This window comes from Paenibacillus sp. FSL L8-0502, from assembly GCF_038593055.1.
In the GTDB taxonomy this organism is placed as follows: Bacteria; Bacillota; Bacilli; order Paenibacillales; family Paenibacillaceae; genus Paenibacillus; species Paenibacillus polymyxa_D.
This window is the reverse complement of record NZ_CP151958.1, coordinates 5,195,507-5,218,368: the sequence shown is the minus strand read 5'-3', so window position 1 is coordinate 5,218,368 and position 22,862 is coordinate 5,195,507. Positions and strand designations below refer to the sequence as shown.

Below are 22,862 nucleotides of genomic sequence, written 5' to 3'. Positions count from 1 at the left end.
TGAAACAATGTCGGTACGTAAGCTACCAAGAAAGGTGCATTCTGATATGGGGATGATTCCAACAACCCGTCTATTTTTGAATTGGTTATTCCATCGCCAGTCCCAAACATGTATGGCTTGCGGCACTCTCACAGGTCGTTTTTCCGAATTCCCCGGGATTTGTACTTCTTGTTCACTTCAAATTCCTTGGGTTTGCGATATTCGTTGTGTTTATTGTGGACGTCCGACGTCTTGCCCGGATTGCATAAGGCTTGACCGATTAGTACGTTACTATGTATGCAATCGGAGTGCAACCAGCTATACACCAATGATGAGAGAATGGATTGGGCAGTTCAAATATCGCGGGAATGAAAAGTATGGTTCCCTGCTGGGTGAGATCATGAATCGAGCCTATCAGGCGATGAGGTATGAGTTTGCAGGTCTTAAACATTCTCGTTTCAAGCGATCTTTGTGGAGTGTGGATGTAGTGACCTATGTTCCGGTAAGTGAGAAGAGGCTGACAGAGCGAGGCTTCAATCAGGCTCGGATCTTGGCAGAAGAGATTGCTAAGCGGAATAAGCTCCCCTTCCTATCTTTACTTGCTCGTCCGCAAGATACAGGCAAACAAAGCTTTAAATCAAAAAAGGAACGCATGAACACAATGAATAATGCGTTTTCTGTTCCCCCCAATATGACAAATTTGCTGAAGTCTTTTATTTTAAAAGCTAAATCTCAATGTGTTACAGAAAATAAGCTTTCCGTTACCGTTTTGCTTGTTGATGATATTTATACAACGGGGAGCACATTGCAGGCGTGTGCACGTGTTTTGAGAGAAAAGGCATTAGAGCAAGGAATACATTTGACTATTTTTTGCCTGACCTTAGCAAGATCATAAGTCTAAATATCTGGTATTCCCCATGAAATTTCGCTTGAAACTATGAAAAAAAGGTTATAATTCTCTTGAAAGAAGGGTTAAATGATAGAGCAAAAAGTCTTTTAAACCGTACAATCAGCAGGATTTGACAACAAGCTAGAGAGAGGTATATAATAAAAAATATAGAGACAAACAAAAAGTAAGGAAGTGAGGGATGAAAACAGAATATTTCAATTTAGAGGTTGATTTTTTTGGAAAAGAGGAGTACAATTTCTATCTGTTGATAGCTAACATGATTGGTAATAAGTGATTAGCTAATGACTAAAGAGCGGACATTGGGAGTGTCTCGCTCAGTAGTAAAGCAGTTAATTAAAATTTAAAGTTAAAAAGAGGAGAGAATAAATCATGAAAAACGTAATGAAAAAAGTAGCAGTATCTAGCATGTTGGCAGTTAGTTTAGGTGCAGTATCTTTGTTGAGTCCACTTGCAACAGGTCAAGTAATGGCGAAGTCCAGCTCCGATGACGAAATTCAGCAATTGGAAGACCAACTCATAAGAGAGCAGCAAGAAGCAGCACAGAAAGCATTTGAAGCTAAGTTTTTTAAAACTGAAACTACTGAAAATGCAGCGACTGTAACACCAGCTCAACCAGCTACTGAGAACAACAATCAAGCAACAACCACAAAACCAGCAACAACTACAAATGAAACACCAGCAACTGTAAATACAATCACAGTAAATGTTCAAGAGGGCGACACACTGGCTTCTATTGCTGAAAAATACGGTGTAACTGTTGAAGAACTGGTTAAAATTAACAACCTAGTTAAAGCAGGCCAAGAACTGCAAGTACCGCAAACAAAAACAAATAAATAATTATCATTATAAATGTATAATGAAGTATGTTTTTTAAACCAAGCGTTTGACTATAGTATACGGGAAGGCCACTATTAAAACAATGCTTTTTTGAATAATTATTTGTGAAATAGCTTGTTTTTTTGGGTTGCAAATTTCCACTGGTGCATCTAGCTTGATTTCAGATAGGTTATAAGTTGAGATGATGTTAGGTCCATGAGATTTATGAATACCCACACTCCATGTGCGGAGCATTCGTATGGGCGCCGTTCCCCCGGATTTACAGGACTTTCTTGATGTCATTCGGGGCACAGGTGAACATGAATTCTTCTGAGGATTGTTTCGCCCGGTTTTTCCCTCATCTTGATAATTAATTTCTACATTTACTCATATTCATACAGCTATTTTAATTGTATAATGAAGCGCTATTCCCGAAAATAACTGGAATGGCGCTTATTTTATTTTCTATCTAAAGTACGGAGCAATGTTTGACGATAAATAGACACAGACACTAGACTGAGTTATTAGCTTTCATGGGCTTTCTTTATTTTTATGTCATTGCATATTGATGCATATAGATGTAGAGAGACTTTTGCTGATGGGTCATTCTCTCTTATACTTTTAATATGATAACTTATAAGATGTGCAATTGTGTAAAATCTGAAAATCTCTTTTTGAAATATTTGCTAGACGAGGCTCTTCATTATAAGGTAATGTAAGGATAAAAGTATTTTAAAGATCGGAAATTGGAAAGGGGCGCTACAGAGGATGAATTTGGATAACTGTCCTCGATGTGGAAAGCTGTTTATTATGAACGTCAGGGGAATCTGCCAGAACTGTATTAAAGAAATTGAAATTGAATACGAACGCTGTGTCAAACATATACGTGAGAATAAGGGCATTCATATGCATGAGCTTTCGGAGGCTACTGAGGTATCCGTAAAGCAAATCACGACATTTATACGCGAGGGACGTATTTCCATTGCTAATGCGCCCAATATGACGTATCCTTGCGAGGTATGCGGGATACCGATTCGTGAAGGGCATATGTGCGATTCTTGTCGAACACGTCTGACTAAAGACCTGCATCAGGCTGTACGCGAAAGTAGTAATCAGGATCAAAGTAATAATATGGGCTCAGGTACCTACAGCGCGATTGATAAACTTCGTGGAAAGTAGTACAGGGGAATTAAAAACACATTCAGCTATTCAAAAAGTTTCAAATACCGCCGATAATCTTTATAGAGCTTATCGGTTTTTTTATTTTAGCAACCATGCACAAAATAAAGAAGTGAGGCATAATACGAACCATGTTCGACGCTATGTCGTCTGATACATTCTGACCATATCAAATAACTAAGGAAGGTGGAAGTTATGAAAATTAACGAGACCAACCGCATCGGAGCTATTAATCCATACCAACGAAATATTGAAACAGGGCGTCAAGAGGAGCTTAAGAAGTCTCGCCGCAAGGATGAGGTTTCGATTTCTCCAGAAGCGATGGAAATGCTGAACCGCAGCAGTGATGCAAATCGCGTTAAGAAAATCCAGGAGCTTAAGCAACAAGTAGCTTCTGGAACCTATCGTGTAGATGCCGATAAAATTGCAGAGAAGCTGTTACCTTACTTCAAGCAGTCTTCCGAAAGCTAGGTGAAAGATTATGCCTTTAGAGCGATTGATTGATGTGCTGGAGCAGCTTAGAGAGGCTCACGAGCAGTTGATTGCATTAGGAACTCAAAAAAAAGAAGCACTGATATCAAATAAGGTAGATCAGCTCATTCTAGTCATGAATCAGGAATCGAAGATGTCCAGACACATTGAACAGCTGGATGAACGACGCCTGCAGGCAGCATATGAATTTTTGCAGGAACGTGGTATTAAGTCCAAGTTGAATCTCAATATTACGGAGTTGTCTCGTCTTGTGTTTGATGTAGAAGATAAGCAGCGCCTCCTTCACATTCAAAAAAATCTAGCGGATACGCTTGAAGAATTGAAAAATTTAAATGAGTTGAATCAACAGCTTATACAACAGGCGCTTTCCTATATTGATTTTTCTATTGAGAGTATGTCATATTATGCGGAATCTGAAGCGGTTTATCAGCGTCCAGCTGATAAGAGCACGTCATCAGTACGGGCGGGACTATTTGATACACGCGCCTAATTGAAGGAGGAAAACATGGTCTCAACATTTCATGGTATAGAAACAGCGAAAAGAAGCTTAAACACACAAACAGCTGCATTAAATACAACCGGACACAATATCTCGAATGCCAACACAGCTGGTTACTCCAGACAAGTGGTTAGTATGAAGGCCTCGGAATCTATGGAAGCCTATGGTTTGAACCGTTCCGTTGTACGAGGTCAAATGGGTACAGGGGTTGAATTCACTGCTATTGAGCGTGTTCGTCAGACGTTCCTCGACGATCAGTATCGTAATGAAAGTTCTTCTCAAGGTGGATGGGACATCCGTTATGACACACTGAACAAGCTCGAGACCATCATGAATGAGCCTTCCGATACAGGTATCCGTAAGGTCATGGATAATTTTTGGGATTCATGGTCCGATCTGAGCCAAGACCCCCAGGATGTCACGAATCGCAAAATTGTAAAAGAGACTACACTTGCTCTGACAGATGCGATGAACCAGGCTAGTAAGCAACTGGATGCACTCAGTTCTGATTTGACTAATAACGTTACATTAAAAACATCTGAGATGAATTCGTTGTTGCAGTCTGTAGCGGATTTGAATGGCAACATTTATAAATTAGAACAGCTTGGGGATAATCCAAATGACTTGCGGGATCAGCGGGATTATGCAATTGATAAGTTGTCCAAGCTTGCGAATGTGCAGGTAACTCAACTGGATAACGGTTATCAGGTAACGGTGGCAGGACAGATAGCTGTAGCTGGCACAGAGGTAACTGCTATTACGGCGGCTGGCCTTGAGGCTGCATATCAAGGTGGAGCGTTAACTGGTGGCGAAGTGTACGGTATGATTTTATCCAGAGATAAATATGTAGCAGATTACAAAACCCAGATGGACCAGTTAGCTAATACATTGGCAAATGGTAACATTGAAATTACTTTACCTGCAGGTACAGTTCTACCTGAGGGGACGGTATTGAATTCAGGTGTCAACAATGCAGCGGTTACTTACTCAAATGCGAATAACAACAGAACCTTGACCGCGGATTTGAAAGTAACCGTACAAGGAATTAATGGACTCCATCAGTTGGGATACACACTTAGTGGTACGACACCACAAAAGGGCGGGGCGTTCTTTACCTCCAAAGATGGAGCTGCTATTACAGCAGGTAACATTACGTTGAATAAGGATATTCAAGACGATCCAAACAAAATTGCCAGTTCTTTGCGTGTAGATGGAACGGGAACGGCCAATGAGAAGGTGACCGTAGGTAACAATGCATTGGCATTGTCTATGGCGAGCCTGAAAAATGTAAAGTTTGGTTTTAATACAACTCAAGCGCAAACCACCACTGTAGATGACTTCTTCAGTGCAATTGTTGGGCAATTAGGTGTTCAAACTCAGGAAGCAGAGCGACAATCGCAGAATGCACAGTTGTTGACCGAGCAAGTGGACTTGAACCGCCAATCTGTCAGCGGGGTATCACTGGATGAAGAAATGTCAAACATGATCAAGTTTCAACATGCTTACAGTGCAGCTTCCCGGTTCATGACAACTTTTGATCAACTGTTGGAAAAGCTGATTAATGGTACAGGTCGCGTAGGTCTCTAGTATAATGAGAAGGTGGAGTAAGCCATGCCAATTCGAGTGACTTCAGGGATGACTAATATGCAACTGCTCAGTAACCTGAATCGAAATAATAATAATATGGGTAAAATGGAGAATCAGATTTCGACTGGTCGTAAGTTGAATAAGCCTTCAGATGATCCAGTAGGGGTAACTTATGCGCTACGGTACAGAGCCGAGTTGGCTTCTAATGAACAATATAAGACAAACTCAGATGCAGCTGTTAGCTGGTTAGATTTCACTGATACAACCATGCAACAAGCCAGTGATGTAATGAAGCGTCTTAAAGAGCTGACAGTTCAAGCTTCAAGTGAAACCCTTCCTCAATCCGGCTTGGATTCAATTAAACTGGAAGTTGATCAGTTAAAAGAACAAATGATGAATATTGGTAACAGCCAGCTTCGTGGGAAGTATGTTTTTAATGGACAAAATTATGATCAGGCGCCGTATCAGCTATCTGCTACGGTAACAAGTTATGATCAGATTAATCCGGATCAAGCCGCTGTTAGCTATGCAGTTGGAGACCAAGACGCATTTCGGGTAAATACGTCCGGTAGCGATTTTTTTGGGAAATCGACAGATGCTGATAATGTTTTTAAGGTCATGGATGCTATATCTTCTGCACTAAGCAGCGGAAATAGTACAGCAATATCGAGTCAACTTACAAGTATTGAATCCCGCTTTACTAAAATGCAGACAAGTTTGTCTGAAGTGGGAGCGCGTACGAATCGGGTTGAACTGATACAATCCCGTTTGGAAGAGCGAAATTTGAATTTGACGACACTTCAAGCTAAAACGGAAGATGCGGATGTTGCTAGTTTGATGATTCAGGCTACATCTGCCCAAACCATTTATGAAGCTGCCCTAAAATCATCTGCTAAGATCATGCAGCCATCTTTGATGGACTTTATGAGCTGATTTTTATCTTTGACATTTGTGATTTGAAGCTATGGACGAGTGGTCCGTAGCTTTTTTGTTACTATTTATAGGAGGAGTTACTTATGACCCCAGAACAGAGATTAGATGAAGAGAACCGAGATGAAAATACTAGTCTTTATGTGTTTCCGAAAGGAATACCAGGATTTGAACAACTTCGGGAATTTCAGCTACAGGAGCATAATGAATTATTTAGTCTTTTCAGTGCAGTAGAACAGCCAGCTACTATTTTTATCACCGTAAATCCATTTGATTTCTTTGAAGATTATGAATTTGAGTTATCTGATGATGCTCTAGAGGATATTGGGATTACAAGTCAGGAACAGATATCAGTACGATGTATTTGTACATGGAACAGTGATCAATCCAAAACAACAGTTAATTTGCTTGCGCCTTTAATTTTTAACATTGAACAGCAGACGGGAAAGCAAATTGTTTTGCAAAATACGAACTATACAATTAAGCATCCCTTGTGGAATGAAATAGAGTCCAGCAAAGGCGGTGAGTCCTAATGCTGGTATTAACACGTAAAAAGGGTGAATCTATTGTAATTCAGAATGATATCGTCATTACAGTTCTTTCTGTTGAAGGAGATACTGTGAAAATCGGTATTTCTGCCCCCAAGGATATCGATATTTACCGAAAAGAAGTCTTTGATGCTATTCAGCAAAATAATCAAATTGCTGTTATGGATTCGAATGCTATTCAAAATGCAATGTTGGAAATGGATAAGAGAAAGTCTGATTAAACAATAATAGTAGTACACTTTCATTGAGAAAGGCCGACACGAGTAAAGTGTCGGCCTTCAATTTTACGTTTATTCATCTGGAAACAGTGCTTGATATAATCTTGTATTCCACATTTATCACCTGGGTGATTGTTTAATGGCTTAAGTCAGGTGTAGACAGTTCGGATTTGGGCAAGGTCATCATTATAGAGATGTTGACTTTTAATCGAAATAACCGAGTCGTAGACTTCTAAGAAAATATTTCAAAAAAAATCTGGAATGCTATAAACAATTCTAGTCTTAGGGTCGATATATATTTTAGAGCGGTAATTCTTCAGGGCGGCCGACCTGTGAAGACGCTTATACCACAAGGACGTGGGAATTAAACCATTTCAGGGAGGAAATTAAAATGATTATCAATCACAACTTACCGGCAGTAAATACACACCGTAACATGCAATTGAACAACACGGCAGCAAGCAAAAACATGGAGAAATTGTCTTCAGGTCTGCGTATCAACCGTGCAGCTGACGATGCTGCGGGTCTCTCCATTTCCGAAAAAATGCGCGGTCAAATCCGTGGTCTGGAACAAGCACAACGTAACGTTCAAGACGGTATCTCTTTCGCACAAACAGCTGAGGGTGCAATGAACGAAGTATCGTCCATGCTGACTCGTATGAAAGAATTGAGCGTTCAACAATCCAATGATACTTACAGTACTGGCGATAAGTCCAACATCAAAGCAGAACTTGGTCAATTGGGTCAACAAATTGATGCAATTCTTTCCAACACTAAATTCAATGGTATCGCTATTTCTGGCGGAACAGGTGTGAAAATTCAAGCCGATGATAGTCTCTTTACTATTACTATTAAAGGTATCAGTTCCGCTGGTTTCCGTGGCCTCAAATCTGATGTAAAACTTTCTGCTACAACAGCTGCAATTGAAGCAGTTGCTAAGCAACGTGCGAACCTTGGTGCTATGCAAAACCGTCTGGAATACACTTCCAACAACTTGGGCACAACTGTAGAAAACCTGACAGCTTCCGAATCCCGTATTCGTGATACTGACATGGCAAAAGAAATGGTTGCTCTGTCCAAAAACAACATCTTGCTGCAAGCTTCGCAATCCATGTTGTCACAAGCAAACTCCGCGCCACAAGGCGTACTGTCGTTGCTGCGTTAATTTTAAACGACAGCCGTTACAAAAAAAGATCCTGCTTTTGCAGGATCTTTTTTTTGTTTTATTTTAGTTTTTTCATAAATAATTACACGCTTTTACCGATATATAATGTATTGGCTTTTCAAATATAGAACGGTTTTATGTGTGAAAAACTACTAATGGAGGTTATTCTATGGACTCGATGATCCCCCCTAGCACCGGGAATCTGTTGCCGGTTCAGTCATCAGCAGGAATAAAACGGGAAGCCCCTTCAGATATCAAAACAAATTATGCTGCTGCACAAGATGCTGTCCTCAATAGAGGTGGTGCTGGTCAGAAGCAACCGACACATGAAGAAGCAGTGTTGGAGTTACAGAAAGTAATTGATGCTATACAAGGTCCGCAGAAGATGTTTGAGATCTCTGTGCATGAAAAGACACATGCAATCATGATAAAAGTGATGAATAAGGAAACCGGCGATCTGATCCGTGAGGTACCTCCCGAAAAAATTTTAGATATAGCGGCTAGAATGATGGAAATTGCAGGGATTATTATCGATAAAAAAGTATAGGGGGATATAACCATGGTAACTAGAATAAGTGGGCTTGCTTCAGGCATGGATGTTGATGCAATGGTTAAAAAACTGATGACTGCTAAGCGTGTACCTCTCGATAAGCTGACTCAACAAAAGCAGCTAATGGAATGGAAACGAGAAAACTATCGTGAGTCCAGTACTAAAATTGTTTCATTTCTACAAGATAAACTGACGACATTAAGCCGTACTGCTTCAATGAATCCGCAGAAAGTAACAGTATCGGGCAATAGTGATGCCTTGTCTGCATCGGCTTCATCGTCTGCCAGTGGAGTATTGGATATCTCAGTAACCAATCTCGCTACTGCCGCAAGATCTGTCTCAGACAGTTCATGGTCTGAAAAGGCAAGTACTGAGCTTGCCTTTGCCGATGGGGTAGCTCGTACGGTTCAGGTTGGTGGGGCCACCATTGATGTGGATGCAAACGAAACGATTGAGTCGTTTGTCAAAAAAATTAATGATAACAGCAAGACAGGAGTAACTGCCCTGTACGATCCCAAATCTGGTTTGTCATTAACTAGTAAGACCACAGGCTCGCAAACATTTAATATTGATTCTCAAATTAGTAATGAATTTAAATTATCTTCAACAAACGGAACCGATGCTGTGCTAAAGGTGAATGGACTTGAAGTCAAAAAGTCATCAAATAATTTTACCATTAATGGCATTGATATTACGCTGAAGGCAGCCGGTGGTGCTGCGACAAGAATCGAAGCAACCAAAGATACCGATAAGATTGTCGAAAATATTCAAAGCTTTGTCGATGCATATAATGATGTTCTCGCTACACTCAATGGCAAGGTTGGTGAGGAGAGATATAAAAAATACGCTCCGCTTACGACGGAACAAAGAGCTGCTATGAGTGATGATGAAGCCAAGCTCTGGACAACCAAGGCCAAGAGTGGCATGCTTAGAAACGATCCTATCCTGCAGGATACATTATCTGAAATGCGTAGTGCTATGATTCAAGGTGTAGACATCGGCAGAGTTGATGCAAATGGTAAGAATATGCCCTTAATGATGTCTGAGCTTGGGATCACTACGGGTACGTATGATACTAAAGGCAAACTTATTTTGGATGCAGACAAGTTGCGTGCAGCGGTTGAAAAGGATCCAGATGTTGTCGCGAATTTTTTCGGGAAACAGGACCCAAGTACCCTATTATCAAATAAATATACACAACAAGATGGTGTTCTTGCTAAACTTAAAAAGATTTCGAATGCCTCACTTCAGAGAATGGCCGATACAGCTGGTACTTCAAAAGTAAGTAAGGATCTAACATCTTCATTTCTTACTACGAGCACAATGGGAGAGCAATTATCGAGTCTGGATCGTCGAATTAGTGACATGACTAGCCGTCTAACAATGATTGAAACTAACTATTACAAAAAATTCACTACGATGGAAACGGCAATCAGCAAGTATAATAGTACATCTTCGAGTCTTACAGGCATGTCGTCATAAAGGAGGTTTTATAATTGATCAATACACCCTATCAGAAATACCGGCAGACTCAAGCGCAAACTGCTTCCAAGCCTAAACTGCTAATTATGCTGTACGATGGGGCTATTCGTTTCCTTCGTGCGGGAATTGAGGGGATAGAGAATAAGGATAATGAGAAGGCAAATAATAATTTGTGTAAAGCGCAAGCTATTGTACACGAGTTGATATCTGCGTTGAATTTTGAATATCCAATATCCCATGACTTATTGCGATTGTATGAATATATGCTGCATGAATTGATCGAGGCGAATGTCCACAAAATAGCCGCTCCGGCACAAGAGGTGCTGGAACATTTGACTGACCTACGGGAAGCTTGGTTGGAAGCTGCGAAAATGCCTGGTGTAGTTGGTAGTGTGTGATGGCAGATCCTAATATGCAAGTACTCCTTGAAGAGCTGCAACATAGGACAGAAGCAGTGCTATCTAACCTTCTGAATATAAGTGAGGAAGAGTTTGAACAGTTTACAGATCAAAGGCAACGCATTGTAGAACAGATGCAGCCCTATCAACCATCGTTAACGGAAAATGATAAGCAGAAAATTCGTGACATACTAAGTAACGATTCCGTAATTTTGCAGCGTATGCATGCACTAAAGGATGAAGCTGGCTACTGGATGGAGAAACGCGGAGCCATTCGTGTGCAGCAGCATGCATACCAGCAAGCTTATTCTGTAGACAGCTTGTTTATTGATCATCGCAAGTGAAAAATGTTTTATGAAGCGTACCCCTATTCGGTTTAGAATGGGGGTATTTTTGTGAAAAGGTTCATTCCATTAAGAGTAAATCCGATATACTAATTAACAAATCTTAATGCGAAACGGTGGTAATACCTTGTCTCAATTACAAATAAACCATACAATTCTAGGGCAGAGGTTTCCTCATGTTGCAACCCAAATCAATAGTTTGCCGAATGATGACTTATCTATATCTTTGTTTACTGAGCCCTTTGAAAGGGATATCGCTTGGCTGAATGCTGTTGAAGGGGCTATTGGAAACGGGAAAGTTATTTTTGTATATGGTTTTGAAAGAGGCCTTAGCATTGTTGATCTCCTCGAAATGTACCCGAATCACTGGTTGTTTGTATACGAGCCAGATGAGCAGCTGTTTAGGAAGGCAGTAACGGACTATGACCTCAGTCTTTTATTGGGGCATCCCAATTTGTACTGGCTAGCAGTTGGTGATTCTCAGCTCGATATGATGTTTCATATGCTGAGCAGTTACATGATGGAAGATTTAGTGTTTATTGCGCTGCGTAAGTATCTAACCGATGATATGAGTATGCTACGTGAAGTAAAGGGGAAATTTCAGGAGTACCGTGCGAACTTTATGATAGATAAACATACAGAGCATCGTTTTCGAGAAGAATGGACGAGAAATTTTCTGTATCATCTATCTGATGTATTATACACCCCTTCCATTGAACGGATTTTTCATGCTTTTGAGGGTGCAACGGTGATTGTTGTATCATCAGGCCCATCTTTGCAGGAAGATATCGAATGGCTGAAAAAATCACGTCCGCACGCCCTGATTATTTCAGCAGGCTCTAGCATTCAGGCATTAATAAAGCATGGAATACGGCCTCACCTTGCTGTAATAATGGATGGCCATTCAGTCAATAAGAAAATCTTTGCTTCCTCTGAAACGAGAGAGCAGCCTCTATTGTTTACTTCCTCATCTTATTATGAAATCTCTGACCAGAACAGCGCAGAGAAAATCCATAGTATTATGAAAAGTGATGCTGTATCTCAGTATTTCCTAGGACTCAGTAAAGAGGAACTTTTTATATCCCCTACAGAAACAGTTGCAGGAACGGCTATTCAAGCAGCAGCATGTCTAGGGGCTAAACGGATCATACTTGCAGGTCAGGATTTGTCGTTCCCTAATAACAAATTTTACGCAGATGGAATTGAACATTTTGCAGCCGAAACTACAGATAAAAAAGTGCAGGAAGCGCCTAAAAAAGTGCTAAATGTAAAAGGGACATACAATACTACAGACGAAAGTTTCTCCCTGATGAAGGATGGACTCGAAAATCTGATTAAGGCACTTCCGAGGATTGAATTTATCAATTCAACTAGCAATGGTGCAGTGATTGAGGGAGCCCCATACGAACCGATGGAAGAGATGTATAAATTGTTAGCATCAGAATCTGTTAATCCTGATGCAATTGCCGATTTGATAAATGAAAAAAAAATTGCTGTTGATATGAATAAGGTCCAGGATGTCAGAGATAAGCTGATAGGGACACGTGAGGATCTTTCCGCTGTACGCACAGAGATTGCAGCCATCAACAAGCTTATGAATAAGATACGTGAGTTTAGCCGAACTAAACCGGCAAAGGCTCAAAATATGGTGGAATCCATAGAGCAAATGTGGGGGTTGATTGCCAACAGGGAATGGTTCTCACCTATATTTGAGTCCATTATGCCTATCGAAATTGCGCGTTTTGATCAGGTGCTCCCTGTGATTGTGACAGAATATCAGTTGACTCGTAAGTCTGATCTAATCTATGAGCATCTAGGTAAGCTGTTACAGGATATTACAGCACAAATCCCGATACTCCAAGAAATGTTTTCGGAATCGATTCGCCGTTTAGATAAAAAAACAGATAGCGATGCAGTGATCGATAAAGATATATAAATTAATCGTTTTACACTCCGGAGGTCATTATGTTTACCAACAAGATTGTACTGGTTACGGGCGGCACAGGTTCGATTGGAAGCGAAATTGTACGTAATATTTTATCGTATAACCCTAAAGCCTTACGGATTTTTAGCAGGGATGAGAGCAAGCAGTTTGATCTGCAGCAGGAATTAAAAGAATATACGAATATCCGTTATTTGATCGGTGATATTAGGGACAAGCAAAGACTGAGTTATGCTATGGAGGATGTGGATTATATTTTTCATGCTGCTGCTCTCAAACATGTGCCTGCATGCGAGTATAACCCTATGGAAGCAGTAAAAACGAATGTTATTGGCGTACAAAATCTGATAGAGACGGCTATTGAGCATAATGTAGAAAAAGTAGTAGCCATCAGCACAGATAAAGTGGTAAATCCAACGAATACGATGGGAGCTACGAAGCTGCTATCCGAACGTTTGATTTCTGCCGCCAACTTATACAAAGGGAGCAAACGTACCATCTTTTCTTGTGTCCGCTTTGGAAATGTTATGGGATCCAGGGGTTCTGTTATTCCTCTATTCCGTGATCAGATTGCTAAAGGGATACCGGTGACGGTCACACATGCAGAGATGACTCGATTTATGATGTCTATTCCTCAAGCCGCTCAATTGGTCATAGATGCGGCCCACTATTCGCAAGGCGGGGAAGTATTTGTACTGAAAATGCCGATTCTCAAAATTACGGATTTGGCCCAATGTTTGATTGATTCGTATGAAGAGGCAGTTGGTAAACCTTATGGTGGAGAAATCATTGAGACCGGAATCCGGCCGGGAGAAAAGCTATATGAGGAACTCATGACGCTTGAGGAATCGGAAAGAGCGTTGGAGAATGGACAAATGTATATCATTCCTTCGTTATTTCATACCGCAGAGCAAGAATATGAAGGTTTTCAAAAGGCAATTCGCCAAGAATATTCTTCGATGACTGCACCACAGATTTTCCCGAAAGCCATCCGGGAGCTTATTGAACAGAACGGATTGGGCTTTATAAAAGGTATTGTATGATGAGCAATCACAAATGTTTGGCAATTATTCCTGCGCGGGGTGGATCAAAAGGTTTACCCGGTAAAAACATAAGATTGTTACATGATAAACCGCTCATTCAATATAGCATTGAAGCCGCGCTAAACAGTGGCTGTGTAGACGAAGTTATAGTTTCAACGGACAGTAAAGAGATTGCTTGTGTGTCGGGCCAAGCCGGAGCGGCTGTTCCGTTTATAAGGCCCGATGAACTGGCTACCGATGAGGCTAAAAGCATTGATGTATTGAAGCATGCAGTTGAATTTTATGAGCAGACGCAAAATCAATTTTTTGATGTTATTATGCTGCTACAGCCCACATCTCCACTGCGAAATGCTATGGACATTAAAGAAGCATATAAAATATTTTTAGATCATCAGGCTGATTCACTTCAAAGTGTCACTTTGTCTGGAGTGCAACCCTATTTACTAAGGGAAATGGATAACGGACGGCTTACGCCCTACCTGAAAGGTGAAAGGGAGCATTTGAGGAGACAAGATCTCAAAGAACTACATGCTTTAAATGGAGCCATCTATATCGTGAAAAGAGATCTGTTGATAAATGGTGACACTCTGATTGGTCCTAATAATTGTGGCTACATTATGCCTAAAGAACGATCTGTTGACATAGATGACGAGTTTGATTTAAAAATGGCAGAGTTTTTTTGGAGAGAATCCAATCACAAGGAATCCTTGCAGTAGGAGGGAGGAATATAACATGAAAAACCTCTTATCAAATAATAGTAGCCACTCCATCTATATTATCGCGGAGGTAGGAGTCAATCATAACGGATCATTGGAGCTTGCATTCGAGTGTATTGATCAAGCGATTTTATGCGGTGCCGATGCAGTGAAATTCCAAACCTTTAAAAGCGAAAAGCTGGTAACCAAGTACGCCCAGAAGGCTAACTATCAGACAGAAAATACCAATTCAGCTGAAAGCCAACTAGATATGTTAAAACAGTTGGAATTGAGCTTTGAGGATTTTGTTCTTTTGAAAAAGTACTGTGAGGATAAAGGGATAGATTTCCTTTCCACACCCTTTGATGAAGAAAGTGCTGAGTTTCTGAATTCAATTCATATTGACGCATTCAAGGTAGGATCAGGAGATATGAACAATATCCCCTTTCTTCAGAAGCTTGATAGCTATGGGCGTCCGATTATTCTATCAACCGGGATGTCTAATTTAGATGAAATTGGAGAATCGTTACAAGCATTTAAAAAAAGTGAAGTACTATTACTACACTGTACTTCTGACTATCCGGCGCCTTTAGAAGATGTGAATCTGCTAGCTATGAAGACAATATCTACAGCTTTTAATAAGGTCACAGGTTACTCAGATCATACGGCTGGAATTGAGATCGCTGTAGCTGCTTCAGCACTGGGAGCTAGAATTATTGAAAAACATTTTACACTGGATCGAACCCTTCCAGGTCCTGACCATAAGGCTTCACTGGAACCTGCTGATTTCTCAAAAATGGTTCTTGCGATTCGAAATGTGGAGCAGGCTCTAGGGGATGGTGTTAAAAGGTGTATGCCTTCCGAGGAAAGCACCAGAGCCGTTGCAAGAAAAAGTATTGTGATGGCAACACCCAAAAAAACAGGTCAGTTGCTAACACTAGAAGATCTAGTTATCAAGCGTCCGGGCACTGGAATAGAGCCTAAATATATTGATGACTTGGTTGGTAAGCAGCTTTTAAAGGATGTACATGAAGACTATTTGTTATCATGGGATGATGTGCAATGAAAAAAGTATTGGTGATTACCGGAACACGAGCTGATTACGGGATATATTACCCGGTTTTGCGGGCTCTTGAGGAAGAACATGCTCTGGAGCTCCACCTGTTGGTTACAGGAATGCATTTATCTCCACAGCATGGGTATACATTAGACGCTATCCAAAAGGACGGATTTCGTGTATCTGCTAAGGTAGACTGTCTGCTGCAAGGATCTACTCATGCTAATATGTCTCGCTCTATTGGAATAGCAATCATGGGCATGACACAAGCCGTAGAAGCTTTGGAACCAGATTTTATTGTTGTATTAGGAGATCGGGGAGAAATGCTTGCAGCTGCGATTGTGTCCTCTCACATGAACATTCCGCTTGTTCATTTGCATGGTGGAGAAGTCTCCGGCACGATTGATGAGTCTGTACGGCATGCGATTAGTAAGTTGGCCCACATTCACTTTGTGTCTACAAATGGAAGCAGAGAGCGCCTAATTAGGCTTGGCGAAGAACCTTGGAGAATTCATGTAGTCGGTGCTCCGAGAATTGAAACGATGATGAACACTTCCCTGCCTGAGCTAGAGAGGACGAAACGTAAATACGATCTGAATATAGATAAAGATTATGTGCTGTTTGCTTATCATCCTGTCACCACGGAAGAAGCGGATATGCACATCCTTGGTAAGATGATGGAAGTTCTCTTGGCTGGGGAGAATGAGGTAATTTGTGTGATGCCCAATTCGGATGCTGGAGCTGATGCGATCGTTGATGTATATAATCGGTTTTCTGCAAGAAAAGGGATGCATCTTATAACCAGTTTTGAGCAACTTGACTATCTGACGATGTTGAAAAATGCAAAAATATTAATTGGAAATTCTTCATCGGGGATTATTGAGGCAGCCTCCTTTCATGTTCCAGTCATTAATATTGGAACTCGTCAGACAGGCAGAGAGCGTTCTGTGAACACAATAGATATTGCAGCTGACGAGCTCGAATTGACTTCTGCAATAGAGTATGCAATGTCTGAGCCTTTCCAACAAATTGTTAAAGCAGCCGACAATATTTACAGTAGAGATAACACCAGCTCTCGCATCGTAGATATATTGAACCGAACATCCAAGTCAGAGCAGCTTATTCAAAAGACCATTACCTATTAAGGAGGATCGGCCTTGAGCTATATTGTTTTTGGAGCAGGAGGGCATGCCAAGGTTATCGTGGATATTTTACGGTCCTGTGGTGAAGAAATCATTGGTATTCTGGATGACCATTGTAAAGAAGAAGCATGGAACGGATTGCCGATCTTGGGGGGCCGTAATCAAATTGCTCAACTATTATCTCTGTATCCAGAGGCGCTGTTCGTTGTGGCAATCGGAGATAATACAACCAGAAGGAAGATTGTAAGTCAATTAAAAGTTGCTTCAGTCCAATTTGGTACTGCTGTTCACCCAAGCGCTGTAGTCGCACCCAGCGCATTCATTGGGGAGGGGACGGTTGTCATGCCTAATACTGTAATTAACGCTGACGCGTTTGTTGGAGAGCATGTCATTGTTAATACGGCGGCTACTATAGATCATGATTGCCGAATAGAAGACTTCGTGCATATTTCCCCAGGTGTACATATGGCAGGTGGAGTTCAGATCGGGTGCTGTGCTCATATCGGAATAGGTACAAGTCTTATACCTGGTATTCGTGTAGGGTGCGATACCATCGTTGGTGCCGGTTCATGTGTCATCCGCGATTTGCCAGAGAACGTCATAGCTGTGGGTTGTCCGGCCAAAGTAATAAAAAACCTATAAGGATAAGGAATGAAACAAAATGTCCAATAGAGATAGAATTTATTTATCTTCACCGCATATGGGCGGGCTTGAACAACAATATATCGCAGAGGCCTTTGAAACGAATTGGATTGCTCCACTAGGTAAAAATGTAGACGCTTTTGAATCAGAGGTGGCAAATTACTTAGGATGTGGAGGCGCAGTTGCCCTAAGTTCTGGAACAGCAGCAATTCACTTGTCTTTGATATTGCTTGGTGTGGAGAAGGATGATATTGTTTTTTGTTCTTCTCTTACCTTTGTTGCCAGTGCTAATCCGATCTTATATCAAGGTGCAATTCCTGTCTTTATCGATTCGGAACCAGACAGTTGGAATATGTCCCCTGAGGCACTAGAGCGAGCATTCAAGACTTATGCAGATAAGGGGAAAAAACCTAAAGCTGTAGTTATAGTCAATTTGTATGGGCAGAGTGCAGACTACGATCGGTTGAAAAAAATATGTGATTATTACGAGGTGCCAATTGTAGAAGATGCTGCGGAATCACTCGGAGCAACTTACGGCAATCAGATGAGTGGAACGCTTGGGAAATTCGGTATCCTTTCATTTAACGGAAATAAGATTATTACTACTTCCGGCGGAGGTATGCTGGTTTCAGATGATTTAGAAGCACTAAGTAGAGCGCGACATTACGCAACTCAGGCGAGGGAAAAGGCGATACATTATCAGCATGAGGATGTAGGCTTTAATTATCGTCTCAGCAATGTCTTGGCTGGTATAGGAAGAGGGCAGCTTCGTGTGTTGGATGAACGCATTCAACAGAAACGAGAAATTTTTGAAAAGTACAGCTATGAGCTATCAGGAATTGATGGAATACAATTTATGCCGGAAAAGGGTTTGGGTAAGTCTACACGATGGTTGACAACAATGATAATAGATCCTGAGATTATTGGCACAAGCGTTAGTGATTTAATAGGGTATTTAGGAAAAGATAATATTGAATCTCGACCAGTATGGAAGCCGCTTCATCTGCAACCACTCTTTAAAGATGCTGTGTATTTTGCTCATGAAAGTGGCATGGATATCAGCAAAATATTATTTGAAAGTGGAGTTTGTTTGCCCTCTGGAACAAATATGTCGGTGGATGAGCAGAGCTTTGTTATTAATCAAATGAAGGCTTTTTTTCGATGAATATAATATTGAACTCAATTAGCACAGCTATGTTTTGCATAAAAAGAGCATTTACTCAGACATTATCTTTATAATGCTTATTTCGGAAGAGGTGTAGAATTTGATTGATAAAGCAAAGGTTGTTATTTTTGGTGCAGGGGACGGAGGACTTCGTGTTCATTATCTATTAAGTGATGAATTCGAGGTTATCGCATTTGCAGACAATGATGTATCTAAACAAGGTTCCAAATTTTTGTCCAAACCGGTCGTTGCTCCTAATGAAATTTGTAAGCTTGTATTCGATTATGTAATTATAGCGAATATTCATGGAGAATCAGTTTTCAAGCAGCTCACTGAAGAGTTGTCGATTGAGAAGGGAAAAATTATTGACTATTTTATGAGCTTGAAGTTTGATACTAGGCTGGCCCTATTACGGCAAATCGCTGATGAAATAAATGAGTGCGGAGTAAAGGGAAGTGTAGCAGAGCTAGGTGTGTTTAAGGGGGAATTTTCTAAGTATATTAATCGGGTTTTTCCTGATCGTCAATTATATTTATTTGATACCTTTAGCGGTTTTGACCAGAAGGACATTGATAACGAGAATAAAGGGGATTTTTCGAACTCGATTGCAGGAGAGTTTTGCAATTCTGATGTGGACTTAGTTCTGAATAAAATGATGTATAAAGAAAATTGTATTGTGAAAAAAGGTTATTTTCCAGAGTCAGCAAGTGATGTGAATGAAACTTTTGCATTTGTGAGTCTCGATGTGGATTTATATCAGCCAATTCTGGAAGGATTGAAATTTTTCTATCCTAAGATGTCAGATGGAGGATATATTATAGTCCATGACTACAATAGCACTCGATTTCATGGTGTAAAACAAGCGGTTAGAGAGTATTGTAGAGAACATGGTGTTAAGTACACGCCTATAAGTGACTTATGTGGTAGTGTCGCCATTATGAAGTAATTTGAGCATTGATTTATGGGGGATGACATTAAAATGAAAAAAAACAAACTATTAATCCTCTCTGATTTAAATCTAAATCCAATGGTTCGTTTTCTAGAGGGATCTTTTGCAGATTTCACGCTAGAGGTAACTGAGGCCCCTTACAATCAAGTAAACCAGGTTCTTATGGATTCTGATCACTCTGTATGGTCGGAAAAAAAGGATATGTTGCTTTTATGGACAAGCCCGGAGAAAGTAATCCCTTCATTTAATAAATTACTGGAATATAAGGAAATTAATATTAGTGATGTTCTTATTGAAGTCGATCAATTTTGTGAGCTTATTATCGGGGCTGAGGGAAAAGGCAAAGATATTTTTGTTGTGTCTTGGTCCCTCCCACCTCATTATCGTTGGATACAATCGATGACACTAAAGCACAATGTAGGATTAAGTAATGTGCTTATGCAAATGAATCTACGTCTTTCAGAGCGACTACAAAAACATGATCATGTTATTATTCTTGATTCTTCTTATTGGTATGCAGCAATTCAGCAAAAGAGCTATGATGCTAAAATGTATGCACTTGGAAAAATTCCGTTCTCTCGCGATTTTTTTCTCTTTGTATCTAATGAGCTTAAATCAGTCATTAGCGGACTATATGGACAAAGTAAAAAGTTGATTATCTGTGATCTTGATAATACGCTCTGGGGTGGGGTGATTGGTGACGATGGCATTGACAACATCAAACTAGGAGGGATAGATCCAGTTGGTGAGAGCTTTAAACTTTTTCAGCAAGAATTGTACAGATTAAGTAGTCGAGGTATTATTCTGGCTATTTGCAGTAAAAACAGCGAATCGGTAGCATTAGAAATGATAGAACAGCACCCAGATATGATACTGAGAAAAAAGGATTTTTCTTCAATTCGAATCAACTGGAACGACAAAGCTGCCAATGTGGTTGAAATTGTAAAGGAGCTCAACCTAGGTCTGCAATCTGTTGTATTTCTAGACGATAATCCATCTGAAAGAGATCGTATCAAGCAGGCTCTTCCAGAAGTATATGTACCTGACCTACCTATTGATGTTACTCAATACCCTGTTTTTATTAGCAGGCTGGATTGTTTTGAGACTCCTGCTATAACTTTGGAGGATCGTAAACGAACAGACTGGTTCAAACAGGAGCAAAGGCGAGAGTCGATAAAGTTAAACGTAGATTCATTGGAAGAATGGCTGCATTCACTTGAAATCAAGCTGACTCCACATAAATTAGATAAATTCTTACTAACACGTGCTGTGCAGTTAATGAATAAAACGAATCAGTTTAATATGGCAACCCGCAGGTTTACGATCGAAGAGTTTTGGTCTTGGAGTGAACAGCCGAATAATCATGCATTCTTATTTGAAGTGGAAGACAAATTTGGAAATGCAGGTTATACAGGTCTGATTTCTGTTTCATGTGATGATGGAGGTCAAGCTGAAATTCATGATTTTGTTATGAGTTGTCGTGTCATGGGCAAAGGGATTGAGGAAGCAATGCTTTATTTAGTTATCAAGCATCTATCTCCCCATAATATTAAGGCTACGTATATAAAAACAGAAAAGAATAACCCCTTTTATGACTTTATTTCAAAGAAGTATAAAGATGTATCTAAAAACAATGAATTAAATCTAGGAGAGATATTTCATCCACATCATATCTTACTTAAGGAGTGCTCTTTTTGAATAAATTTGAGTTGGTTCAAGTGATAATTTCTAAAATTATGAATGTGTCTGTCGAAAAGGTGACGTTGGAATCGGTAAAAAGCGACTTTGAAAGTTGGGATTCACTCAATCAATTAAATTTAGTGATGGAACTTGAAGCTAATTTTAATGTGTCTATTCCCATTGATGAAATAGCTAATATAGATTCAGTACAAAGTATTTTGCATATTTTAAATAATATTCATAATTAATAATTTGTTTGGAGTAATGTAGAGAAATATAACGCTTGAAAAGGAGGGAAGAAGCTATTGGAAATTGTAAAATATAAAGATTCTGATTATGAGTCGCTGGTTGCGTTTATGAGAATAAATTGGTCCCAAGAGCACGCTATCTATAATAAAGAATTGTTTGATTGGCAGTATCGGATTGACGAAAATGGTTTATCGGAAAGTTTACTGCTGATTGACAAGGGTTGTATTGAGGGATTCCTTGGTGTCATTCCTGGTGAGTATAGTTCTAACGGAGAACAATATAAAGGTATCAGTTTTGCCATGTGGATTGTATCAGAAAAGTATAGAAACAGTGGCTTGGGTATTATGCTTATGAAAGAAGCTGAAAAGTACAATTCGGTGTGCTTGACCTTGGGTTGTAATTTTGAAGTGGTGCCTATGTATGAGCGTATGGGATATTCTTATTCAGATCATTTGAACCGTTATGTCATTCCGCTCGATGTGAATGGTTATGTAAGATTACTAAAGGACCCGGCTGATCAAGCAAGTATTAGTCAATGGTTGTCGGATGTCGAGGGGAAATTGATACATTCATACAGCCCAATACTCAATATTACGGGTGAGGAGTTAGAGCGATTATACGTTAAAAGTATTCAACATCGCTTCTCACTTTCGCAGTACCGTAGCGCATCCTTTTGGGAATGGAGATATATAAATAGCGCGGGCTATAAGTATTTATTTTTTGGGGATTCTACTGCCGAAGGGATTGTAGTTGCACGCCTAGATAGAGTATATGCTCCAGAAGAGAGTATCCACGGCACAAAAGTGTTAAGGATTATAGAAATCATCCCAGCTAATGCTGATGTTTGGGAAGGAATAGCAGATCATCACTTGATTGAGATGGTATCCGGGGTTTTGTCATGGGCTCGAAACCAAGGGTGTGTTGCGGCGGATTTTCAGTTAAGTTCAAATCATTTAGAGCATGTTCTGGAATCAATCGGTTTTAGAAAACAAAGTATAGACTACACGCCAAAGGAATGTGGATTAGCAGGCCTGTTCCAGCCTTTTCGCTATCGTGTTAATCCTATTAATTTTGTGTGGAAAAATAAGAATAATGAGGGTTATCTTCAAAATACGGAAGTGAATGACATATATCTTGTTAAAACTGACGGAGATATGGATCGTCCCAACATTTGGCCACTTCCTAAAGGGTGGAATTAGTA

At 40.1% G+C, this 22,862-nt stretch carries 25 protein-coding genes; all 25 read left to right on the top strand.

The genetic code is table 11. From position 1 onward, the window contains the following. Positions 1-46: 46 nt before the first annotated feature. On the top strand, positions 47-874 hold the full coding sequence (locus tag NSQ57_RS22795; protein ID WP_342425344.1) for a ComF family protein: 828 nt from the start codon (positions 47-49) through the stop codon (positions 872-874). A gap of 384 nt (positions 875-1,258) precedes the next feature. Further along, entirely contained in the window at positions 1,259-1,726 is a 468-nt protein-coding gene (locus NSQ57_RS22790) for a LysM peptidoglycan-binding domain-containing protein (RefSeq protein ID WP_318627928.1), read from the top strand. Between the two features lie 747 nt (positions 1,727-2,473). After that, positions 2,474-2,884 (top strand): TIGR03826 family flagellar region protein, encoded by a 411-nt coding sequence (locus NSQ57_RS22785; RefSeq protein WP_039271507.1) that lies wholly within the window; start codon positions 2,474-2,476, stop codon positions 2,882-2,884. A 195-nt stretch (positions 2,885-3,079) separates the two neighbouring features. Then, positions 3,080-3,355 carry a flagellar biosynthesis anti-sigma factor FlgM gene (gene flgM, locus NSQ57_RS22780; protein WP_342425343.1) on the top strand — a complete coding sequence of 92 codons (276 nt, stop codon included), beginning with the start codon at positions 3,080-3,082 and terminating at the stop codon, positions 3,353-3,355. Positions 3,356-3,365: 10 nt separating this feature from the next. Continuing rightward, positions 3,366-3,866, top strand: coding sequence for a flagellar protein FlgN (locus tag NSQ57_RS22775; RefSeq protein WP_039271503.1), 501 nt, complete (start codon positions 3,366-3,368; stop codon positions 3,864-3,866). A gap of 15 nt (positions 3,867-3,881) precedes the next feature. Beyond that, the gene (gene flgK, locus NSQ57_RS22770; RefSeq protein ID WP_039271501.1) at positions 3,882-5,462 is read left to right on the top strand and encodes a flagellar hook-associated protein FlgK; all 1,581 of its coding nucleotides are present in this window, start codon (positions 3,882-3,884) and stop codon (positions 5,460-5,462) included. Between the two features lie 24 nt (positions 5,463-5,486). Next, complete coding sequence (flgL, locus tag NSQ57_RS22765) at positions 5,487-6,395, top strand: flagellar hook-associated protein FlgL (protein WP_342425342.1); 909 nt, start codon at positions 5,487-5,489, stop codon at positions 6,393-6,395. Between the two features lie 83 nt (positions 6,396-6,478). Then, positions 6,479-6,925 carry a flagellar assembly protein FliW gene (locus NSQ57_RS22760; RefSeq protein WP_254328274.1) on the top strand — a complete coding sequence of 149 codons (447 nt, stop codon included), beginning with the start codon at positions 6,479-6,481 and terminating at the stop codon, positions 6,923-6,925. Further along, positions 6,925-7,161, top strand: a complete 237-nt coding sequence (gene csrA / locus NSQ57_RS22755; protein ID WP_025719131.1) for a carbon storage regulator CsrA — start codon at positions 6,925-6,927, stop codon at positions 7,159-7,161. The genes NSQ57_RS22760 and csrA overlap by 1 nt, the downstream gene beginning before the upstream one ends. A 388-nt stretch (positions 7,162-7,549) precedes the next feature. Beyond that, positions 7,550-8,323, top strand: a complete 774-nt coding sequence (locus tag NSQ57_RS22750) for a flagellin (RefSeq protein WP_342425341.1) — start codon at positions 7,550-7,552, stop codon at positions 8,321-8,323. A 169-nt stretch (positions 8,324-8,492) separates the two neighbouring features. Next, positions 8,493-8,870: a flagellar protein FlaG gene (locus NSQ57_RS22745; protein WP_342425340.1), complete on the top strand. Its 378-nt coding sequence runs from the start codon at positions 8,493-8,495 to the stop codon at positions 8,868-8,870. 12 nt (positions 8,871-8,882) lie between these two features. Continuing rightward, entirely contained in the window at positions 8,883-10,355 is a 1,473-nt protein-coding gene (fliD, locus tag NSQ57_RS22740; RefSeq protein ID WP_342425339.1) for a flagellar filament capping protein FliD, read from the top strand. A 14-nt stretch (positions 10,356-10,369) separates the two neighbouring features. Further along, positions 10,370-10,753: a flagellar export chaperone FliS gene (gene fliS, locus NSQ57_RS22735; RefSeq protein WP_339201040.1), complete on the top strand. Its 384-nt coding sequence runs from the start codon at positions 10,370-10,372 to the stop codon at positions 10,751-10,753. Further along, on the top strand, positions 10,753-11,097 hold the full coding sequence (locus NSQ57_RS22730) for a hypothetical protein (protein WP_342425338.1): 345 nt from the start codon (positions 10,753-10,755) through the stop codon (positions 11,095-11,097). Before fliS ends, NSQ57_RS22730 begins: the two co-directional genes overlap by 1 nt. Before the next feature lie 127 nt (positions 11,098-11,224). Next, positions 11,225-13,033: a 6-hydroxymethylpterin diphosphokinase MptE-like protein gene (locus NSQ57_RS22725; RefSeq protein ID WP_342425337.1), complete on the top strand. Its 1,809-nt coding sequence runs from the start codon at positions 11,225-11,227 to the stop codon at positions 13,031-13,033. Positions 13,034-13,062: 29 nt separating this feature from the next. Next, complete coding sequence (locus NSQ57_RS22720) at positions 13,063-14,082, top strand: UDP-N-acetylglucosamine 4,6-dehydratase family protein (protein WP_342425336.1); 1,020 nt, start codon at positions 13,063-13,065, stop codon at positions 14,080-14,082. After that, positions 14,079-14,798: an acylneuraminate cytidylyltransferase family protein gene (locus NSQ57_RS22715; RefSeq protein ID WP_342425335.1), complete on the top strand. Its 720-nt coding sequence runs from the start codon at positions 14,079-14,081 to the stop codon at positions 14,796-14,798. Before NSQ57_RS22720 ends, NSQ57_RS22715 begins: the two co-directional genes overlap by 4 nt. 16 nt (positions 14,799-14,814) lie before the next feature. Beyond that, positions 14,815-15,843, top strand: coding sequence for an N-acetylneuraminate synthase (gene neuB, locus NSQ57_RS22710; RefSeq protein ID WP_342425334.1), 1,029 nt, complete (start codon positions 14,815-14,817; stop codon positions 15,841-15,843). Next, the gene (gene neuC, locus NSQ57_RS22705; protein WP_028542144.1) at positions 15,840-16,979 is read left to right on the top strand and encodes a UDP-N-acetylglucosamine 2-epimerase; all 1,140 of its coding nucleotides are present in this window, start codon (positions 15,840-15,842) and stop codon (positions 16,977-16,979) included. The genes neuB and neuC overlap by 4 nt, the downstream gene beginning before the upstream one ends. Before the next feature lie 12 nt (positions 16,980-16,991). Next, a complete protein-coding gene (locus NSQ57_RS22700) occupies positions 16,992-17,618 on the top strand; it encodes an acetyltransferase (protein WP_341063026.1) in 627 nt (208 codons plus the stop codon). A gap of 19 nt (positions 17,619-17,637) precedes the next feature. Continuing rightward, positions 17,638-18,783, top strand: a complete 1,146-nt coding sequence (locus NSQ57_RS22695; protein ID WP_342425333.1) for an aminotransferase class I/II-fold pyridoxal phosphate-dependent enzyme — start codon at positions 17,638-17,640, stop codon at positions 18,781-18,783. 100 nt (positions 18,784-18,883) lie between these two features. Beyond that, positions 18,884-19,729, top strand: a complete 846-nt coding sequence (locus tag NSQ57_RS22690) for a TylF/MycF/NovP-related O-methyltransferase (RefSeq protein ID WP_342425332.1) — start codon at positions 18,884-18,886, stop codon at positions 19,727-19,729. Positions 19,730-19,762: 33 nt separating this feature from the next. Next, the gene (locus tag NSQ57_RS22685) at positions 19,763-21,430 is read left to right on the top strand and encodes an HAD-IIIC family phosphatase (protein WP_342425331.1); all 1,668 of its coding nucleotides are present in this window, start codon (positions 19,763-19,765) and stop codon (positions 21,428-21,430) included. Further along, complete coding sequence (locus NSQ57_RS22680) at positions 21,427-21,660, top strand: phosphopantetheine-binding protein (protein WP_342425330.1); 234 nt, start codon at positions 21,427-21,429, stop codon at positions 21,658-21,660. Before NSQ57_RS22685 ends, NSQ57_RS22680 begins: the two co-directional genes overlap by 4 nt. Positions 21,661-21,717: 57 nt before the next feature. Further along, on the top strand, positions 21,718-22,860 hold the full coding sequence (locus NSQ57_RS22675) for a GNAT family N-acetyltransferase (RefSeq protein ID WP_342425329.1): 1,143 nt from the start codon (positions 21,718-21,720) through the stop codon (positions 22,858-22,860). Positions 22,861-22,862 lie beyond the last annotated feature (2 nt).

Bases quoted from the DNA above. Each gene is read 5' to 3' on its own strand.
- NSQ57_RS22795 (WP_342425344.1), top strand. From the start codon at position 47: ATGGGGATGATTCCAACAACCCGTCTATTTTTGAATTGGTTATTCCAT.
- NSQ57_RS22790 (WP_318627928.1), top strand. From the start codon at position 1,259: ATGAAAAACGTAATGAAAAAAGTAGCAGTATCTAGCATGTTGGCAGTT.
- NSQ57_RS22785 (WP_039271507.1), top strand. From the start codon at position 2,474: ATGAATTTGGATAACTGTCCTCGATGTGGAAAGCTGTTTATTATGAAC.
- flgM (WP_342425343.1), top strand. From the start codon at position 3,080: ATGAAAATTAACGAGACCAACCGCATCGGAGCTATTAATCCATACCAA.
- NSQ57_RS22775 (WP_039271503.1), top strand. From the start codon at position 3,366: ATGCCTTTAGAGCGATTGATTGATGTGCTGGAGCAGCTTAGAGAGGCT.
- flgK (WP_039271501.1), top strand. From the start codon at position 3,882: ATGGTCTCAACATTTCATGGTATAGAAACAGCGAAAAGAAGCTTAAAC.
- flgL (WP_342425342.1), top strand. From the start codon at position 5,487: ATGCCAATTCGAGTGACTTCAGGGATGACTAATATGCAACTGCTCAGT.
- NSQ57_RS22760 (WP_254328274.1), top strand. From the start codon at position 6,479: ATGACCCCAGAACAGAGATTAGATGAAGAGAACCGAGATGAAAATACT.
- csrA (WP_025719131.1), top strand. From the start codon at position 6,925: ATGCTGGTATTAACACGTAAAAAGGGTGAATCTATTGTAATTCAGAAT.
- NSQ57_RS22750 (WP_342425341.1), top strand. From the start codon at position 7,550: ATGATTATCAATCACAACTTACCGGCAGTAAATACACACCGTAACATG.
- NSQ57_RS22745 (WP_342425340.1), top strand. From the start codon at position 8,493: ATGGACTCGATGATCCCCCCTAGCACCGGGAATCTGTTGCCGGTTCAG.
- fliD (WP_342425339.1), top strand. From the start codon at position 8,883: ATGGTAACTAGAATAAGTGGGCTTGCTTCAGGCATGGATGTTGATGCA.
- NSQ57_RS22730 (WP_342425338.1), top strand. From the start codon at position 10,753: ATGGCAGATCCTAATATGCAAGTACTCCTTGAAGAGCTGCAACATAGG.
- NSQ57_RS22720 (WP_342425336.1), top strand. From the start codon at position 13,063: ATGTTTACCAACAAGATTGTACTGGTTACGGGCGGCACAGGTTCGATT.
- NSQ57_RS22715 (WP_342425335.1), top strand. From the start codon at position 14,079: ATGATGAGCAATCACAAATGTTTGGCAATTATTCCTGCGCGGGGTGGA.
- neuB (WP_342425334.1), top strand. From the start codon at position 14,815: ATGAAAAACCTCTTATCAAATAATAGTAGCCACTCCATCTATATTATC.
- neuC (WP_028542144.1), top strand. From the start codon at position 15,840: ATGAAAAAAGTATTGGTGATTACCGGAACACGAGCTGATTACGGGATA.
- NSQ57_RS22695 (WP_342425333.1), top strand. From the start codon at position 17,638: ATGTCCAATAGAGATAGAATTTATTTATCTTCACCGCATATGGGCGGG.
- NSQ57_RS22685 (WP_342425331.1), top strand. From the start codon at position 19,763: ATGAAAAAAAACAAACTATTAATCCTCTCTGATTTAAATCTAAATCCA.